General features: G+C 40.6%; 15 protein-coding genes. 1 reads left to right on the top strand and 14 read right to left on the bottom strand.

Annotated elements, in window-relative coordinates; all coding sequences use genetic code 11:
* Window position 1 precedes the first annotated feature (1 nt).
* The 9 genes from PTI45_RS15510 to uxaC form a co-directional block, all read right to left on the bottom strand.
* Window positions 2-1,297, bottom strand: a complete 1,296-nt coding sequence (locus tag PTI45_RS15510) for a murein hydrolase activator EnvC family protein (RefSeq protein ID WP_069328513.1) — start codon at window positions 1,295-1,297, stop codon at window positions 2-4.
* A 141-nt stretch (window positions 1,298-1,438) separates the two neighbouring features.
* Window positions 1,439-2,359, bottom strand: coding sequence for a permease-like cell division protein FtsX (ftsX, locus tag PTI45_RS15515; protein WP_069328514.1), 921 nt, complete (start codon window positions 2,357-2,359; stop codon window positions 1,439-1,441).
* Entirely contained in the window at window positions 2,349-3,035 is a 687-nt protein-coding gene (gene ftsE / locus PTI45_RS15520; protein ID WP_069328515.1) for a cell division ATP-binding protein FtsE, read from the bottom strand. Before ftsE ends, ftsX begins: the two co-directional genes overlap by 11 nt.
* A 367-nt stretch (window positions 3,036-3,402) precedes the next feature.
* Window positions 3,403-4,953, bottom strand: coding sequence for an MDR family MFS transporter (locus PTI45_RS15525; RefSeq protein ID WP_069328516.1), 1,551 nt, complete (start codon window positions 4,951-4,953; stop codon window positions 3,403-3,405).
* A 123-nt stretch (window positions 4,954-5,076) separates the two neighbouring features.
* Window positions 5,077-6,582 carry a UxaA family hydrolase gene (locus PTI45_RS15530; protein ID WP_069328517.1) on the bottom strand — a complete coding sequence of 502 codons (1,506 nt, stop codon included), beginning with the start codon at window positions 6,580-6,582 and terminating at the stop codon, window positions 5,077-5,079.
* A 57-nt stretch (window positions 6,583-6,639) separates the two neighbouring features.
* Window positions 6,640-8,112, bottom strand: coding sequence for a tagaturonate reductase (locus PTI45_RS15535; protein WP_069328518.1), 1,473 nt, complete (start codon window positions 8,110-8,112; stop codon window positions 6,640-6,642).
* A 231-nt stretch (window positions 8,113-8,343) separates the two neighbouring features.
* Window positions 8,344-9,348: a LacI family DNA-binding transcriptional regulator gene (locus tag PTI45_RS15540; protein WP_069328519.1), complete on the bottom strand. Its 1,005-nt coding sequence runs from the start codon at window positions 9,346-9,348 to the stop codon at window positions 8,344-8,346.
* 145 nt (window positions 9,349-9,493) lie between these two features.
* The gene (locus PTI45_RS15545; protein ID WP_069328520.1) at window positions 9,494-10,891 is read right to left on the bottom strand and encodes an MFS transporter; all 1,398 of its coding nucleotides are present in this window, start codon (window positions 10,889-10,891) and stop codon (window positions 9,494-9,496) included.
* Window positions 10,892-11,127: 236 nt separating this feature from the next.
* The gene (gene uxaC, locus PTI45_RS15550) at window positions 11,128-12,552 is read right to left on the bottom strand and encodes a glucuronate isomerase (RefSeq protein ID WP_069328521.1); all 1,425 of its coding nucleotides are present in this window, start codon (window positions 12,550-12,552) and stop codon (window positions 11,128-11,130) included.
* A gap of 257 nt (window positions 12,553-12,809) precedes the next feature.
* Between uxaC and PTI45_RS15555 the strand changes: the two genes are divergently transcribed.
* Window positions 12,810-13,451, top strand: a complete 642-nt coding sequence (locus PTI45_RS15555) for a pentapeptide repeat-containing protein (RefSeq protein WP_069328522.1) — start codon at window positions 12,810-12,812, stop codon at window positions 13,449-13,451.
* A 65-nt stretch (window positions 13,452-13,516) separates the two neighbouring features.
* On the opposite strand, the gene argH is transcribed toward PTI45_RS15555, so the two are convergent.
* The 5 genes from argH to argB all read right to left on the bottom strand — a co-directional run bounded on the left by argH (window position 13,517) and on the right by argB (window position 19,822).
* A complete protein-coding gene (gene argH, locus PTI45_RS15560) occupies window positions 13,517-14,923 on the bottom strand; it encodes an argininosuccinate lyase (RefSeq protein ID WP_069328523.1) in 1,407 nt (468 codons plus the stop codon).
* Between the two features lie 9 nt (window positions 14,924-14,932).
* Window positions 14,933-16,183 carry an argininosuccinate synthase gene (locus tag PTI45_RS15565; RefSeq protein ID WP_069328524.1) on the bottom strand — a complete coding sequence of 417 codons (1,251 nt, stop codon included), beginning with the start codon at window positions 16,181-16,183 and terminating at the stop codon, window positions 14,933-14,935.
* Between the two features lie 63 nt (window positions 16,184-16,246).
* Entirely contained in the window at window positions 16,247-17,215 is a 969-nt protein-coding gene (gene argF / locus PTI45_RS15570) for an ornithine carbamoyltransferase (protein WP_069328525.1), read from the bottom strand.
* Window positions 17,216-17,239: 24 nt separating this feature from the next.
* Entirely contained in the window at window positions 17,240-18,493 is a 1,254-nt protein-coding gene (locus tag PTI45_RS15575; RefSeq protein WP_069328526.1) for an acetylornithine transaminase, read from the bottom strand.
* A 525-nt stretch (window positions 18,494-19,018) separates the two neighbouring features.
* A complete protein-coding gene (gene argB, locus PTI45_RS15580) occupies window positions 19,019-19,822 on the bottom strand; it encodes an acetylglutamate kinase (protein WP_069328527.1) in 804 nt (267 codons plus the stop codon).
* Window positions 19,823-19,838 lie beyond the last annotated feature (16 nt).

A 19,838-nucleotide genomic window follows, 5' to 3' on the forward strand; every position in this document is an offset into this window, starting at 1 on the left:
ATTACAGATAACCCATCGGATCGACAGGTGTATTATTCACACGTACTTCAAAGTGACAGTGAGGGCCTGTAGAGTTTCCTGTAGAACCTACTTCTGCAATCTTCTGTCCCTGACTCACTGTAGCCCCTACAGAAACAGCAATACCGCCATCACGAATATGTCCATATAAGGTTTTGATTCCATTTCCATGATCAATAATCACAGTATTACCGTATCCATTTTGCCATTGAGCGACAACGACTGTACCGCCTTGAGCGGCATGAATATCAGTTCCTTGAGGAGCTGCAAAATCGACACCTGTGTGCATTTTATATACCCCTTGAATCGGGTGATTACGGTATCCGAATGGAGAAGAAATACGTGCGCCATTTACAGGTAGACCCATACTACCATTACCGCTACCTTGATATCCGCCTGTACTTGGTGGTGTATAGCTTCCACCTCCACCGGATGATGGTGGATTGTTCGCTGCTGCTTCTGCTCTGGCTTGAGCTTCAGCTGCTGCACGAGCCGCCGCTGCTGCTCTTTCCTGTGCTTCTAGTGCTGTTTTCTCTTGATACAGAGAAGCACGTTTATCAGCTAGATCCCACAACGCTTGTTCTTGCTCGGATGTGATATCATCTGCATTTTCAATCTGTGTATTGTATTTAGAAATAAGTACTTGTTTTTCGCTTTCTTTGGCATCTAATTCGCCTTTACGCTCTGCTTTTTCAGCATATAGACTTTTCGCTTTTGCATACGAAGCAGTCAATTTTTTTTGCGTTACGATTACGAATTGTTTGTCTTTCTCATGTTGAGCCAAAATGTCCTGATCTTGATCTACAATCATACGTAATGAATCGGCACGTTCTACAAAATCAGAAAAATTGGTTGATGCCATTAACACATCCATATAAGAGATTAATCCATCGGTATACATCATACGTACACGAGTATCAATCATACCTTCACGAGCATGAATACGTTCTTTGGTTTCAGCCAGATCTTTTTTCGCTTGACGCAGACCTGATTCGGTTTGTGAAATATCACTAGAAACGCGAGCCAACTGACTGCTCACTTCATTGATCGCTTGCAATACTTTACCTAGATCTTTTTGTGTTCTAGCTTTCAGTACTTGCGATTTTTTCTTTTGAGCAGCAGCTTTTTTCTTCTGTTGGGCTGCTTCCTGTGCTTTTTTCTCCACAGCATTTAATTGACTTTGGATATCACTAACCGATTTGGCGGCGTGTACGTGTTGTGGTTGTATCACAGAGACTGCCAATAAAATAACAGCCATAACTGATGCGACTTTTTTCAACTTTTTCTCCCCATCCTTTTACCGTTTGTAGGTTTTTGAAACAGTCGTTTTCCGGCGTTCAGCACTTGCATCAAGTATGATTATCGGCAATATTTTGCAGATATCTTAGCTTTTTTTGCATATTTACGAAAATAATTTATTTTATACTTTAAGGAAGCGACGAATCGAGAGTGTACTACCCCATATTCCGATCAATACTCCAAGTCCAAGCAATAGACTGCCTAATAATGGCCAGATCTGCTGTAACGGAATCAAAGTGATCACAGACGCTATTCCAAATGATCGAACAGAAGCGGCTACCAATTGCTGATATCCAATAAATAAAATACCGATTGTTACCAGTGAACCAATACCGCCTAATAGTGCACCTTCAATAAAGAACGGCCAACGGATAAATTGATTCGTGGCTCCAACAAGCTTCATAATACTAATTTCACGACGACGTGCAAGTATAGTGACTCGAATCGTATTGGCAATCAAGAACATCGCCATCAGTCCAAGAGCAGCGACTAAGATCAGACCAATATTACGAATCAATGCAGTAACTTTGAATAACGTCTGTACAGTGTCTCCACCATAACGAACTTTGAGAATAGGTTTCTCAGGGTGTTCTGTATTCAGTGCTTCAATCTTCTGAGCGACAAAAGGAACAGTTGTTGGTTCTATCACTTGGATACGTAAAGCATCAGGTAATGGATTGTTATCTTGCGCATATCCTTGTAAAAAGGACTCTCCACCTTCACCCAGACGATCACGTAATTCTTTCAATCCTTGTGCTTTGGGAACAAAAGTGACGGTACTTACTTCTGTCATTGCACTGATTTCTTGTTGTAGTTCTTGTCGTAACGACTGATCTACATTCAGTTCTAGAAAGACATTAATTTCAACTTCACTGTCTGCCTGATCAGCTAGTTGATTCACATTTAATACTAACAAAATAAATACACCCAAAATAAACAGAGACACAATAATGGAAGTAATGGATGCGATCGACATCCATCCATTGCGGAATACGCTTCTAAAACCTTCCCGCAAGTGTCGCAAGAAGGTATTAAAATTCATAACCGTACTCCCCTCTAATCTGATCTCTGACGATCATGCCGTCTTCAATCGCTAATACACGACGACGCATCGAATTCACAATATCTCTATTATGAGTTGCCATAATAATTGTTGTACCACGGAAATTAATCTCATCTAGCAATTGCATAATGCCATATGACGTCTCAGGATCAAGGTTACCTGTCGGTTCATCCGCAATAATAACAGCTGGATTATTGACGATTGCGCGTGCAATAGCAATCCGCTGTTGCTCACCACCGGACATTTGTTCAGGGTAACGCCCTGCTTTACTTTGAAGTCCTACTAGATCCAATACTTCCATTACTCTTTTTTTCATTAATTTTCTCGGCGTTTCAATAACTTCCATTGCAAAAGCAACATTATCGTACGCTGTTAACTTCGGAAGCAAACGAAAATCTTGAAAAATAACCCCGATATTACGACGTAATAATGGAATCTTACGTTGTTTTAATTTGCCCAAATTGAATCCATTTACTGAAATTTGACCTTTAGTTGGTGTTTCTTCACGATACATTAGCTTCATAAAGGTAGACTTACCCGCACCCGAAGGACCGACCACATATACAAATTCATTGCGATCAATCTTCACAGAGATACCTTGTAGAGCATGTGCTCCATTGGGATAAGTTTTCCATACGTCCTGCATTTCTATCAAATCATCACTTCCTAATAACAAGATCATTCATCTGTACACTGTTCGTGTGGCAAGATGAAGTCTGAATTCTTTTATTCGGTACTGCTATTCTTCACATTTCAACAACACTAAGTATAGGTAGGTTGGTTCTTATCAAGTAAACCAATATACGATGAGGTACTTTGTACAGAATGTATCAAAACACCATATGTTTGAAAGACTGATTCAATAATCTCTATTGTAACAAATTCGTTACCATTTGAGTACTATAATAACTCGAAAATCACTCAGTAATCAAAAAAGCCTGAAATCAGCATCATGCTGAAATCAGACTTTCTTCTGCTAACGACCTTAAAAAGCGTCTATATTTAAAAAACATACTGTAACATCACTTTTGATTAGGCTTGTTGGTTTGTAGAGCACGTTCTTTACCCATACACGAAACAGCGATTAATGCCCCGATGGCGGGTAGAACTGCCCACATAAATGTACCGGCGATTGAACTGGTCAAAGCCACTTGAATCATCTCAATAACTTGGGCAGGTAGATTGGCTTTGATATCATCCGATAATAATGCACGTGGATCTAACTGTGTCAGATCAAGTCCCGGAGGTAATGAACTTCCACTACCACTTTGATCGACACCTGCTTGCAATTGATTGCTAAGGATACTGCGCTGAATCAATCCAAATATCGTAACACCCAGTGCCATCCCTAGTGAACGAACAAATGTTAACGTAGAGGTTGCAGCTCCACGTTGGCGGAAATCAAAGTTCTGAATCCCACTGATATTAAGTACAGAGAATGAGAAGCCAATACCGAATCCTGCTGTAGCTAGATATAGATACAATAATAGTGCAGGGGTCTCCGGTGTAATCCGGCTTAACAGTGCCATGCCTAATACAAATAAAAATCCAGAAATCATCATAATACGACGGAAGGTTAATTTGTTAACCAGTATGCCGCCAAGCATCGCAGCAATTACTGATCCGATCGTCATCGGCATCAAAGTCAGCCCTGAATTGACTGCTGTTCCACCGCTAACCCCTTGAATATAGATCGGAATATATAGAGCGACTGTAATAAAAGCAGCTCCATAGAAGAAAGCCGCTAATGTACTACTAGTAAACAGACGATCTTTGAACATTGGAAATGAAATAATAGGTTCTGCTGCTTTCTTTTCCGCAAAAATAAAAGCGATCAGTAAGATCACAAAGCTCACAAATAATCCTAAGATCACGCCTGAATTCCACGGATACGTATCTCCGCCTAATTCTAGAGCGAACATTAATGAAACGACAGCACCAATAAGCAGACCTGCGCCCCACCAATCGATTTTTTGCTTCGAACGTTCCATCGATTCATGATAAAAGACCATAATCAATAGAAATGAAATAATACCAAACGGAACATTGATATAAAACACCCAGCGCCAATTCATATACTGAGTAATATAAGCGCCTAATAATGGACCAAACAAACTGGACATTCCGAATACAGCACCCAGCAAGCCTGTCATTTTACCACGCTTTTCCGGTGGGAACGTATCGAACACAATTGTAAAAGCGATCGGTACAAGTGCACCGCCACCTATTCCTTGAATCGCTCGATAAATACTAAGTTGTACAATCGAATCGGCTGTCCCACATAAAATAGAACCGAGCATAAACACAACAACACCAAAAATAAAAAATCGCTTACGACCATACATATCCGAAAGCTTGCCGAAAATAGGGGTTCCTGCGAGAGAAGCAACCAAATAGGCTGAAGTTACCCAGACAAATTGATCAAATCCTCCAAGGTCGCCTACGATTGTAGCAATCGCTGTAGCCACAATCGTATTATCTATCGCTGCAATAAAAATACCGAGCAACAATCCTGCGACGATCCAGCCTGTTTTCGAAGCTCCTTTGCTTTTTTCAGCAACAGATGCCGACATATACTCACTCCTTTTTCGTAATCATAACATGATCCTTCTGAGAAGCATCTGTTTGTTACTGACCCATTGGTCACAATGGAATGAGTATAGCATATTATTGAATTGAAGACGACAAACTCCTATTTACAAAGTAACTCCGCTTTTAAATATCGCCAATTCACGGAACTTATTTTTTTCATTATTGACCCAGCGTCCACTGGCGACTTCGATAATATACTCGATAAAATCACGCAATCCATCTTCCATCGTTACACCTTCTACTAAAGTGCCCGCATTATAATCAATCCAATGTGGTTTATTAGCAAATAAAGGTGAATTGGTTGATACTTTCATAGTGGGTACAAACGAACCGAAAGGCGTACCCCGTCCTGTCGTGAAAATGACCAACTGACAACCTGCTGCTGCTAATGCAGATGAAGCCACTAGATCGTTACCCGGTGCACTCAGCAGATTTAATCCGCGTGTCTGTAATCGTTCTCCATATAATAGAACATCTTGTACAGGAGAAATGCCTGATTTTTGCGTACAACCCAGTGATTTATCTTCTAATGTAGTAATCCCACCTGCTTTATTACCCGGAGACGGATTCTCATATACAGGCTGTTTGTAATCCATAAAATACTGCTTGAAGTCATTGATTAGATGAACAATTTTGCCAAATACCTGTTCATCTGCTGCACGCTCCATTAAGATCTGTTCAGCACCAAACATTTCCGGTACTTCTGTTAATACTGTGGTTCCACCCTGTGCCGCCATATAATCAGACAGTTGACCTAATAGGGGGTTAGCTGTAATCCCTGATAATCCGTCAGAACCACCACATTTAAGTCCGATTTTGAGATCAGCTAACGGTATTTCTTCCCGATGGTCACCTTGTACATGTTCAAAGATTTCTTTGAGCAATTGCACACCTGCTTCGACTTCATCAGATACCATTTGCGAGACAAGGAATTTGACCCGTTGTTCATCATGTTCACCGATCGCAAGCTTAAATTGATCCATTTCATTATTTTCACAGCCAAGCCCAAGTACCAGCACACCGCCTACATTTGGATGCTTCACCGCATCAGCCAAAATCGTACGTGTATATTGATGATCATCTCCAAGCTGAGAACAACCGTAACTGTGCTTAAGCACCAATGTATTTTCAAAAGGAGCGATATCGCCTACTTCACGCTCGAACTCACTTAAGATCAATTCAGCGATTCCGTTGACACAGCCCACTGTCGGTACGATCCATAGTTCATTACGGATACCCACATCTCCATTGCTACGTCGATACCCTTGAAATGTACGATTTTCGAGCGTATATGGATTGAATAATGTTTTGGGATCATAATGATATTCTTCAATACCAGTCAAATTGGTTTTGGCATTATGAGTATGAATATGACTGCCGACGGCAATCGGCTGAATCGCATGTCCAATTGGATAGCCGTATTTGATAATATGTTGATGGATTTCTATCGGTTGTAGTGCAATCTTATGTCCTCTTGCAATATCTTCAGTTAACGTAATTGATTGTGCCGTAGCTGTTGTGGTATCTAGTGTAATCACTTCACCTTGCTGATAATCACGTAGCGCCACAGCCACATTATCTTGCGGATGAATCTGTATATATTCCAACATGATTCGGTATGCCTCCTTATAAAAGGTCTCTTTATCGTAAATAATGCTTATAGTCGATTACACAGTAGGTGTTACCGATGGAGCCATCAACTCTTGCAAAGCAACAACCATTCCTTGGTGTTGAATATGGTACAAATTAGTCGTCACTTGCTCAGTTAAACCTGCATAAGAATTTAAGTTCATTCCCCAGAATGAAACTTCACCGAGTACAGCAGTCACCAACTGATACAGGCTTGATTGACTGTTATCACAGTTTTTCCATAGTTCAGCTAATTGTTGTAACACAGCTTCATCATCATTTAACAAGATACGTTCTCCGCTACGATCGCCTTTATAGAAAGCAATCAAAGCCGCAAGCGAAAATACTAATTTGGCTGGTAATTGATGTTGTTGTTCGATATAAGAAGTGAGCGTAGGTAGATCACGGGTTTTGAATTTGGAAATACTATTAAGTGAAATACTCATTAGAAAATGCTCTACATATGGATTGCGGAAACGTTCCATCACAGCAGCAGCGAATTGCTCTAGTTCATCAGCAGGCAGATCCAAAGTCGGTATAATCTCATCCTGAATAAGAGACTGGACAAAAGCACCTGTGATCGGATGTTCTACTGCTTCTGCTACTGTATTGAGACCATATAGATACGCAATAGGAGTCATTGCGGTATGAGCGCCATTCAAGATACGTACTTTACGAGTGCGATAAGGCGCCATATCTGACACCACTTTGATATGCAACTGGGCTTGAGCAAAAGGTAATTCTTGTTCGATCCATGCAGGGCCTTCAATCACAAGTAAGTGAAATGGTTCACCTACTACAACAAATTGATCTTCGTATCCAAGCTCAGCTGTAATCTCAGGCATACGCTGTTTAGGATAACCCGGTACAATTCGATCCACCAGAGTGCTACAAAATGTATTCGCTTGATGTACCCACGCACCAAATTCAGGCTCCAAGTTCCACAACTCTGCATATTGCAAAACAATTCGTTTCAACTCATCTCCGTTATGATCAATCAACTCACAAGGAAGAATAATAAACCCTTTGCTCTCTTCTCCATGAAAATGACGGAAACGGCGATACAATAATGATGTTAATTTACCAGGATAACTTTGCTGTGGACGATCTGCTAATTGATCTGTGCTGTTAAAAGCAATGCCAGCTTCAGTCGTATTGGAAATAATCCAACGCAATTCAGGTTGATACGCCAAAGCTTCATACTGTTCATAATGCTCATAAGGATTGATTCCGCGTGTGACGCACTCGATTACTTCATGAGTTCGAGAAGGTTGTCCTTCTTGAATCCCTTCGAGATACACTGTATATAATCCATCTTGTTCATTCAGTCGTTCAGCCATCCCTGTAGCTAGTGGTTGTACGATGACCACTCCTGCATCAAAATTCGCTTTTTGGTTCATCTGATGAATCTGCCAATCGGTAAATGCTCGCAAAAAATTGCCTTCCCCAAATTGCAGTACTTTTTCAGTATAGGTTGAAGCTGGATAAGTGGTTCGGTTAAGTGCTGGCATGATCATATCCTCCTGATCTTTATTTTAAAATAGGAATAGCTAACTTATGTTCTGGATACTATTTGTGTTCTTATCAATAATTATAATTTTATGCACACGTTAACAAAGTGAATTAGATCACAATCTCATCATTTATTAAAAAGAGAATTCCTGCGCATAGTAGTAAGCTCTGGAATCCTCAATCTATAACGATCTTATTTAGCAACTTGAACGATTGGTGGCTTCAATAAATTACTCTGAATAAACAGCTGTTGATTTACGCTGAATCAATTCAGTTTCAACAAAGATCAATTCTTGTTGTGTTTCTTTTTCACGAATCTGTTCTAATATTTTCTCTGCCCCGCGTGCACTGATGTCTTCGATCGGACGCTTCACTGTCGTTAATGCAGGATTGGTATACATGGAGAAATTAATATCATCAAACCCGACAATCGACAGGTCTTGTGGCACTTTGAGCCCTTGTTCAAATGCGGCATTCATCGCACCTATCGCCATATCATCATTGGAGCAAAATACAGCGGTTGGTGGTGTTGATAAAGCTAGCAATTGTTGCATCGCTTGATAACCACTTTCTGTATCATACTCTCCGCCTACAATATATTGGGATGGGATCGATAATCCCTTTTCCTCCATCGCTTGAACAAATCCTAATCGGCGTTGTTCTGTAGACTTAAAGCTTTTGATCCCTTCGATAATAGCAATCTGTGTATGCCCTTGCTCAATCAGAAATTGTCCAGCATGATAAGATCCTTCTTTATCGTTAGAGACAATATTGACTAGATTTGCACCGGGAAGAAGACGATTCAACACCACAATCGGAATTTCTTGCTCTAATGCATGATGGATAAAATCATTATCCGCTTCACTTTGACTCATCAAAATAATGCCATCAAACCGTTTACGATGAATCGAACTGTAATCTAAATAATCATCAATGCCACGTACAAATAAATTGTATTCGATCCCGATCACACGATTAACCCCGCGAATCGTAGCGGCAAAAAAGCTACTACTGGTACCATTGGAAATACTGGTAAAAAACAAACCTATCGTATGCGAACGCTGTAATACCAGACTTTTAGCATTATAATTCGGAATATAATTCACTTCTTGCGCAATCTGCATAATTTTACGTTTGGTGACTTCTTTAATAAGCGGACTATTATTCAGTGCACGAGAAACGGTTGTATGAGAAACATTCGCTAGCTTGGCGATATCTTTGATAGTGGCTGCCATATGCATACCTTCCTTTATTCCAGCTTGTTCGATTCATCGACTCGGAGGAATCATATGACTCCTCTTCTCCTAAGAATAACATATTATGTTCCACTCACCATAATACGGACGGTTGCTGAGCGCTATGCGATTGTTCTCATTCTTTCTACTCTAATGGTTGATGACGCAATTGTAGTTCTTCAACGATTTGTTCATGCTTTTTATCTGTTAATTTGTACATTAATCCGATAATTAACATCGCAATAGCCAGAGCAATCGCTGGATACAGACACAATAACGCTTTGATCCCGATCTGAGTGCCGACCGTCTGCACCACATTCGGTACATAACCAACAACAGCAAGACCTACACCTGATAAGAAACCAGATAACGATTGTGCTAATTTACGAGAAAAGTTAAACAACGAATAGGTCGTTCCTTCTTTACGTTCACCTGATGTCCATTCGCCATAATCAATAATATCAGATACAAAAGCCCATGTAACACCATTAGGGATGCTAATACCGATAAATGCAATACTCGCTAAGATTGTGAAAAGATACACATTCGATGGTGCAATAAAGTTGATCGTATCTGCAACAACACTAATTCCAAGTCCGATCATCGCTGTTTTGCGTTTACCGAATCTTTTCACCAATTTAGGTAAAAACAAGACACCGATAAATGAAGATCCGATAATAATAAAGTTCATATACGCCATCAGTTCTACATTACCTAAATTATACTGAGCAAAATAAATCAACATCGCTGATTTGATATTGTACGCTGAAATCGTGAATACAGTCATTAAAACCAGTACTAATAGCGGTTTGTTACTGACAAACGTTTTGACCACACTGCCAACCGATAATTTTTCAGAAGGAGCGGCTTGACTGATAATGCGTTCTTTCGTTCCGCGAAAACACACAATAAAAGCAAGCACACCGATGATAGACATAATCCCCATCACCACAGGGAAACCTACAGATGGATTAGCGAAATTCACAATTAAAGGCATTACGATTACACTTGTTACAAATAAGGCTCCAAGTGAACCGGCTTGACGGAATGACGATAACGACGCCCGTTCAATCGTATTCTGAGTAATCGATGCACCCAGTGAACCGTAAGGAATATTTACAAATGAATACCCAATCCCCCAGATCATATAAGAAGCATACGCATAAATTAATTTACCTGTTACTGATAGATTCGGTGAGATAAACGTAAATACTGTCAGGATCGCAAGAATAAGACTTCCGTAGATCAGATACGGTCTAAATTTACCGTTTTTTCCGATATTTTTGCGATAATCAATCGAAGAACCAACAATCGGATCACAGATCGCTGCAAATAATTTACTGACTAGAAATATACCTGCTGCTGCAATCGCTGGAATCCCTGCTACATCTGTAAAAAACTTTAATAGATACAATTGCCCCAGATCAAACATAAATCCGTTCCCAAAGTCCCCCATACCGTACGAAATCTTTTCTTTCAAACTGATCTTGCCGTCAATCGCATTTTCTTCCGCTTTGACCCCTTTTAATGTAGCAACTCCCATGTGACACACCCCTTGATTTGATAAAATCAACCGCTTACAATATCGACAATCATGCGATACTGTTTTGAGCATTTCTACGTTTCTTGCTGCCTAAATAAATTGGATAAGATTTTATTTCATTTGTGAAATTAATCACATAATACTTAGAAGTAAATATCGCTTTGGCTATATCTGCTAGAACATCACTGTCTCCATACTCTATGTTCTATATCAGCCAAAGCGATACTTCTACCTGATTACTGTACAGAAACGACTGCTGGGAAATTAAAATATTGCTCTGCATTGGTATAACAAATGCCTTCTACAATACCGCTTAACAATTCCATATCATCAGGTGCTTCCCCTTGTTCTACCCATGTACCCAACAGATCACACAACAGACGGTGGAAATATTCATGACGGGTATATGATAAAAAGCTACGTGAGTCGGTCAACATCCCTACAAAACGAGCTAACACACCCATATTGGCTAACAATTTCATCTGCTCATGCATACCATCACGATGATCGTTGTACCACCACGCTGTACCGAACTGAATTTTACCAGCGATACCACCGCTCTGGAAGCTACCTGCTGCACTTGCTAGAACAGGATAATCATTCGGATTGAGTGAGTACAAAATCGTTTTCGGTAAGGCACCTGCTGATTCCATAGCATCTAGTAGCGACACTAACGGTTTCGCAATCAATCCATCATTTACGGAATCATAACCGGTATCCGGTCCTAATTGACGGAACATTGATGTACTATTGTTACGTAACGCATGAATATGGAACTGCATCGCCCAATCTAGCTCTGCATACAATTGACTCAAAAATACAAGTGTATACGATTTGTGCTTCGCTTCTTCTTCACTACTTACTTGTCCTTGCTCTAACGCTTTGGCAAAAATCTGATTGACTTCTGCTTGAGTCGCCTCTGCAAAAACAACCGTATCCAGCGCATGATCGGATACTCGTCCTCCTGCGGCATGGAAAAAGCGAACTCTTTGCTCAAGCGCTTTCAAAAAGTCGTCATAGGTACGAATCTCTGATCCATAGACACCCACTAATTGTTCTAACCATGGACGGAATGTAGCACGATTAATCTCTAATGCTTTGTCTGGTCGAAAGCTTGGCAAGACAGCTGTCGAGAAACCGTTCAGCTCACGAATCTGTGCATGATAACCAAGATCATCGACAGGATCATCTGTCGTACACACGACAGTTACTTTCGACTTGGTAATCAGATCGCGCGCTCCGAATCCTTCACCCTGTAGTTGTTCATTTACTTTTTGCCAGATTTGCGGAGCTGTCTTTTCACTTAATAATTCGTCTACTCCGAAAAAGCGTTGTAATTCGAGATGTGTCCAGTGATACAGTGGATTACCGATCAATTGTGGTACGGTTCTTGCCCACGCCAGAAATTTATCATAATCATCGGCATCGCCTGTAATATATTTTTCTTCGATTCCATTAGCACGCATCACACGCCATTTGTAATGATCTCCATATAACCATGCTTCTGTAATATTTTTAAACGTTTTGTTCTCCAAAATTTCTTGTGGACTCAAATGACAATGGTAATCAATAATCGGCATATCTTTTGCTACTTGATGGTACAGCTGGATTGCTGTATCACTATGTAGCATAAAGTTTTGATCCAAAAATTTAACAGTCATTGTATTCCTTCCTTTCCTTGATTCAGCTATGTTTATTCATTTTGTTAACGTGAACATTTACAGTCTTATTGTATCTCTTTTTGCAGAATACGCAATAGGATTTCGCTATTTTTATTGTTACAGTTATATGAACTAAGAAGTGCTGTTATTGTAACAGATATCATAGCAAATTCATATTCTAGGCATAGAGTCATACAATCACAGCAGATCCTTGCGATATAATGATCATAATCCCAAAGATGGAGGTACTACTACATATGTCTATCCCAATCGAAGCTCCCAAAATTCCGCAACAGTTAGAGCAGTTAAAGGAACCTTTATACTCTTTGCAAGCCAAAGACGAGTTCAGTCGTGTCCAAATACAACAACTCACGATCGATCGTCAGGAAGCGCAACGGGTATCTTTTGAGAAAACGATATTTGAAAAAGTAGATATCATCGAGTCGCATTTAGCTGAAATCGAACTGACTGATGTGATATTTGATCAATGCGATCTTTCGAATATTCCATTTCCTCATTCGTTTGTTCATCGTACAGAATTTCGGCAGTGCAAATTAATCGGTACCGATTTTGCTCAAAGTCGCTTGCAAAATGTTCGCTTTATCGACTGTGTCGCTGATTACTCTGTATTTCGCTTTTCTAATTTCAAAAATGTCTCTTTCGAACATTGCTCATTGATCGGGGCGGATTATTGCTCTTCTACCTTCAAATCTGTTATGTTCGATCATTGTCAATTAGACACCGCTATGATGTCAGGCACTTCGTTACAGGAAGTGGATCTCAGTACCTGTGATTTTACAAGCTTGCAGATTGAAATTGAAGATTTGCGAGGATGTATCATTTCGCCGTATCAAGCTTCTTCATTTGTCGGGTTAATGGGACTTGTCATCAAATCTTAATACACAAAAAAGGACAACCTTATTATCGCAGTTGTCCTTTTTTGCATCACTTTAGCTTATTTATTCTACTGCACATGACCTTCTAGCCATGTCACAGTATGTGTTAATTTATCTTCAGCACGCTCAATAGCCGCAGCGACCTGTACAGTTGCTGTACCGCCATACACATTACGTGCATTGACTACAGCTTCTGGTTGCAATACAGCATAGATACTATCATCGAACAACGGGGAGAAGTTTTGGAATTCTTCCAGTGTTAGATCCAGTAAGTATTTACCTTCTTGGATACAGTACAGTACCGTTTTACCAATCACTTCATGAGCTTGACGGAAAGGAAGACCTTTACCCACCAAGAAGTCTGCAATATCAGTCGCATTGGAAAAGTCTTTGTTGACTGCTTCACGCATACGTCCTGTATTTACTTTCATCGTAGCGATCATCGGTGCGAACAACTGAAGTGCACCTTCCAACGTGGCAACCGTATCGAACATACCTTCTTTGTCTTCTTGCATATCTTTGTTATACGCAAGTGGCAACGATTTGAGTACAGTCAGTAATCCGATCAGATTACCGTATACACGACCTGTTTTACCACGTACCAATTCTGCTACATCCGGATTTTTTTTCTGTGGCATAATACTGCTGCCTGTACAGAATGCATCATCCAATTCAATAAAGCTAAATTCAGTACTGCTCCATAACACCAATTCTTCGCAAAGACGAGAGAGATGGGTCATGATCAGAGAAGCGCCTGCTAGAAATTCCACGATAAAGTCACGATCACTAACCGCATCCAAACTGTTCTCATATACACCATCGAATCCTAATTGTTCTGCTACATAATGACGATCAATCGGGAATGTGGTTCCAGCTAACGCACCTGCACCCAGTGGCAATACATTAATCCGTTTATAGCTGTCTTTCAGACGATCAATATCACGTTCAAACATCGAGACATACGCCATCAGATGATGAGGAAAAAGAATCGGTTGAGCACGTTGTAGATGCGTATAGCCCGGGATAATCGTATCCATATTGCTTTTCGCTTGTGTAATCAATGATTCTTGTAATCCATGAAGTAGACCTGTAAGTTCTACAACACGTTTACGTAAATACAAGTGCATATCTGTCGCTACCTGATCATTACGGCTACGTCCAGTGTGTAATTTACCACCTACAGCACCGATTTCTTCGATCAAATGCTTTTCAATATTCATATGAATATCTTCATCCGACACCGAAAATTGAATCTCGCCTGCACGGATTTTATCGAGTACTTTGTTTAGACCCTTTTTGATGATTTCTACATCTTCAGCAGGTACAATCCCGCATTTGCCTAGCATACTTACATGTGCCAGACTGCCTTGAATATCTTCTTCTGCCAAAGCTTTATCAAAGTGGATTGAAGCTGTATATTCTTCAACCAGATGATTGGTTTGTTTGGTAAAACGTCCGCCCCATAATTTACTCATAGCTGTGGTTCACTCTCCTTTATCCGCTTGCGCTGCTTGACGCACACCTGCGCCTACACGTAGACGAAGAGCATTCAATTGGATAAAGCCTGCTGCATCCCCTTGATCATAAGCATTGGTTGGATCAGCTTCCATCGTTGCAATTTCAGGGTTATACAGACTGTAAGGACTGCTTAGACCTGCTGCAATAATATTACCTTTGTATAATTTCACACGTACTGTACCTGTAACATTTTTTTGGCTTTCAGTCACTAATGCTTGTAAAGCTAGACGTTCCGGTGCAAACCAGAAGCCATTGTACACTAGATTGCTATAACGAGTAATCAGTGAATCACGCAGACTCATGACTTCACGATCCATCGTTAAAGATTCTAATTTGCGATGCGCTGTAAATAGAATCGTTCCACCTGGTGTCTCATATACGCCACGGCTCTTCATACCCACAAAGCGGTTTTCCACCATATCAACACGACCGATACCGTGTTTACCACCAAGCTCATTTAATTTTTCCATCGCTGCGAGTGGAGTCAATTTCTCTCCATTTAGCGCTACACAATTTCCATTTTCAAATTCCAAATCTAACATTTCTGGTTGATCGGGTGCATCTTCTGGAGAAACGCTAAGCAAGAACATATCTTTATTACTTTCTGCGCTTGCATCAAAGTTAGGATCTTCCAATACACCACTTTCATAACTGATATGTAGCAAATTGCGGTCAGTTGAATACGGTTTTGCCGCTGAAGCTGTTACCGTGATGCCATGCTTTTCAGCATATTCAATCATCTCAGCACGTCCCGGGAACTGATCACGGAATGTTTCTAAGCGCCAAGGAGCGATGACTTTGATCTCAGGAGCAAGAGCTGCTGCATTCAATTCAAAGCGAACCTGATCGTTTCCTTTACCTGTAGCACCATGAGCGATAGCCATAGCACCTTCAGCACGCGCAATCTCAACCATACGCTTCGCAATAAGCGGACGAGCAATACTTGTACCTAGTAGATATTGTCCTTCATATAGTGCTCCTGCTTGGAACATTGGATAGATAAAATCTTCGGCAAATTCAGCACGCAGATCATCAATATAGACTTTAGAAGCTCCTGTTGCTAATGCTTTTTCTTCCAAACCATCCAGTTCATCGGCTTGTCCGATATCTGCGGTAAATGCGATAATCTCTGCATCATATGTTTCTTTTAACCATTTCAAAATAATAGATGTATCCAGTCCACCCGAGTATGCAAGTACAATTTTATTTTTAGCCATGTTGTTGTATTCCCTCCACTTTCTTCATATCCATATATCGAACTATTCTTATTCTATCTTACTTTATCCGATCAAAGCCGCCATAATTGCTTTTTGTGCATGTAGACGATTTTCTGCTTCATCAAAAATCACACTATTGGGTCCATCAATAACGCCTGCACTGACTTCTTCACCACGATGAGCCGGTAGACAGTGTAAGAAAATATAATCGGATTTCGCATGACTTACCAGTTCTTCATTGACCTGATAATCTTTAAATGCTTGTTCACGAATCTTCTGTTCTTCTTCAAAGCCCATACTTGCCCAGACATCGGTATAGATTACGTCTGCATCCTGAACAGCCTCTTTCGGATCGCGAACAACTTTGATTGTTGCTCCACTTTCAGCGGCTAAGGCTTCACATTGTTTCACTACTTCTGGATCAGGCTCATATCCTTCTGGCGTGGCTACATAGACGTCCAGTCCTACACGAGCGCCACCAATCATTAGCGAGTGTGCCATATTGTTACCGTCTCCGATATACGCAAGTTTTAATCCTTTAAGCTTTCCTTTGCTCTCCACAATCGTCTGGAAATCAGCCAGTACCTGACAAGGATGCCCTAGATCACTCAGTCCATTAATAACCGGAATATCTGCATATTTCGCCAGTTCGGTTACATTTTCATGTCCAAAGGTACGAATCATAATCCCATCGAGGTAACGTGACATCACGCGTGCTGTATCTGCAATAATCTCACCGCGTCCCATTTGGATATCATTTTTACTCAAGAACAGAGCATGTCCACCTAGCTGAAAAGTACCGACTTCAAAAGATACCCGTGTACGTGTCGAAGATTTCTCGAAAATTAATCCGACTGTTTTACCTTCGAGTGGACGATACGATTCTCCTGCTTTTTGCTTACGTTTCAGTTCGATTGCTAGATCAATTAAAAAATGAATTTCTTCTGCGGTATAGTCGCTTAATTCTACAAAATCTTTGCCTTTAAAATGACTAAGTTCTAACGTACTGTTTTTCGATACTGCATCTGTCATGGATATGAACCTCCTTATTTCGATTTATTTTCCATTGATGATCGTTGAATTATTTACAATCGGTGCATACGCTTCGATAATATCTTTGATCATATCTACTGCTTGATCCACTTCTGCTTGAGTCACTAAAAGATTTGGTAACAATCGAATCACATTAGGCCCTGCTGTAATAAATAACAATCCTTTTTCTTGCCCAACTGTAACCAATTCGCCTACAGGACCATCACATTCAATACCGATCAATAATCCTTTACCACGAATATCTTTAACAAACGGATGGTTGCCGATTTTCGCTTGTAATTGTTCTTGTAGATAGGTTCCCATCGTAGCCGCTTGTTCTACTACATTCTGTTCTTGCATCGTTTCAATCGTAGCGATAACAGCCGCTGTTGCTAGAGGTGTACCTCCAAATGTAGAACCATGACTTCCTGCGACAAATGCTTCTTTGAGGAATGCTTTACCGACCAATGCTCCGATTGGGAAGCCACTTCCTAACCCTTTGGCTAATGTGAAAATATCCGGTTCGATACCATAATGCTCATAAGCGAACATTTTGCCTGTGCGTCCCATACCTGTCTGTACTTCATCTACGATCAACAATAATCCGTGCTCGTTACACAGATCTACAATATGTTGCATAAATTCAGGTTCTACTGGATAGACGCCACCTTCAGCTTGAATCATTTCGATCATAATAGCTGCTGTATGCTCATTCACCGCTGACTTGAGGGCATCGAGATCATGCAAAGGTACCGTTACAAAGCCTGCTGGCAATGGATGGAATCCTTCTTTCACTTTATCTTGTCCGGTTGCTGTCAGTGTAGCTAGTGTACGTCCATGAAAAGATTGTCCGAAAGTAATAATCTCGTAACGTTCTTCACCTTTAACTTTTTGCTGATATTTACGGGCTAACTTAATTGCCCCTTCATTCGCTTCTGCTCCGCTATTACAGAAAAATACCGCATCTCCACAGCTATTGGCGGTTATGAGTTGTGCCGCTTGTTCTTGATTGGGAATATGGAACAGGTTCGATGTATGCCACAATTGATCCAATTGATTTTTGAGTTTATCAATAACGGTGTCCGGTGCATGACCTAGATTCGTCACAGCAATACCGCACATAAAGTCGAGGTATTTTTTACCGTCAGTATCCCACAGATAACTACCTTTTCCTTTGGCAAAAGCGATAGGATAACGCGCATACGTTGGAAATAAAGAACTTTCAGATTGCTCAGTGTGCGTTGGTTGTGCAGATTGACTGCTGATCGGATTAGCCATGCTGGTCACGCTCCTCATAATTAATATGTGATTTGAAAAACGAATAAAAATGGGGTGATATGCTAACACCGTTCCAAAAATGGATTTGTTCTTGTCGTCGCTGTTGTAGTGGTATCCCTTTGATTCCGCTTTGCGGTAGGGATACCACTACAAAGGCGAGCTTAAGTTAATGCTTACGAAGTAGCTTTCTGAAGAAAGCTTGTAGCTCTTTCAGAATCAAATCCATTTTTTCCACTCTGTGCATATAACTTCATTTTAAGATCGTTTTTAATTTTACAGGTGGGGTGGCAAGGTAGTTCAAGTTCTTGGATTTAGTGTTTAGATTTAATTCTTGGATTTTGGGTTAGTTGAAATAGATTTAATATTTTAAAAGTTGGTTAGTTAAAGTACATTGAAATTGGATTAGTGCTTCTGGAAGATATGATCAGTCTTTGAAAGATTTATTTTAAGTTGCGTATAACAATAGATACTGCTTATCGCCTATCTGAACTATGATTTAATTGTTGGCTTAGCTTGATTGTATTTTTAATTTTTACGTACGATGCGTGTGCCTATGGTTTCGCCTTTGAGTACACGGCTGAGTACTTGTGGTTCGGTGCCATCTACGATGATGACTTCTTGTACTTCGCCGTGAATGCAAGCGATGGCTGCTTTGACTTTGGGGATCATGCCGCCGTAAATTTCTCCGGTAGCGATCATGTCCTCAATATCTTGAATAGACACTTGGGGTAATACTTGTTTATTGCCGTCGACAGATCGCATGATTCCAGGTACGTCTGTGACAACGATCATTTGTGGTACACCTAGAAAAGAAGCAACTGCACCTGCAGCAGTATCTGCGTTAATGTTATACCGTTGTCCGGTCGCATCACTGCCAACAGGAGCGATAATAGGCATATAACCTAGATCGACGATACCTTGAATAATCGAAGCTTCAACATACGTCACATCACCGACTAGCCCGACTTCACTTGAGTTGGCTACAGGCTTCGCTTGGATTAATGAACCGTCCACACCCGATATACCGATCGCTTTGCCACCTGTACTTTGGATACGTCGTACAATCTGTTTGTTGATACTGCCTGAGAGTACCATTTCAACCACATCTAACACTTCTTCTGTTGTTTTACGTAATCCACCGACAAATTCAGTTTCGATGCCTAACTTGCTCAAATTCTCAGAGATTGCAGGTCCACCACCATGCACGATAACAGGTTGAACGCCTGATAACTGAATCTCATTTAAATCGGTAAAAAAAGAATCCGGTAATGCTGCAAGTGTACTCCCTCCGCACTTCATAACAAAAGTACGTGTATTGGCTCCGCTCATTGTTGATATCACCTAA

It is taken from the genome of Paenibacillus nuruki, from assembly GCF_001721045.1.
Taxonomy (GTDB): Bacteria; Bacillota; Bacilli; order Paenibacillales; family Paenibacillaceae; genus Saccharibacillus; species Saccharibacillus nuruki.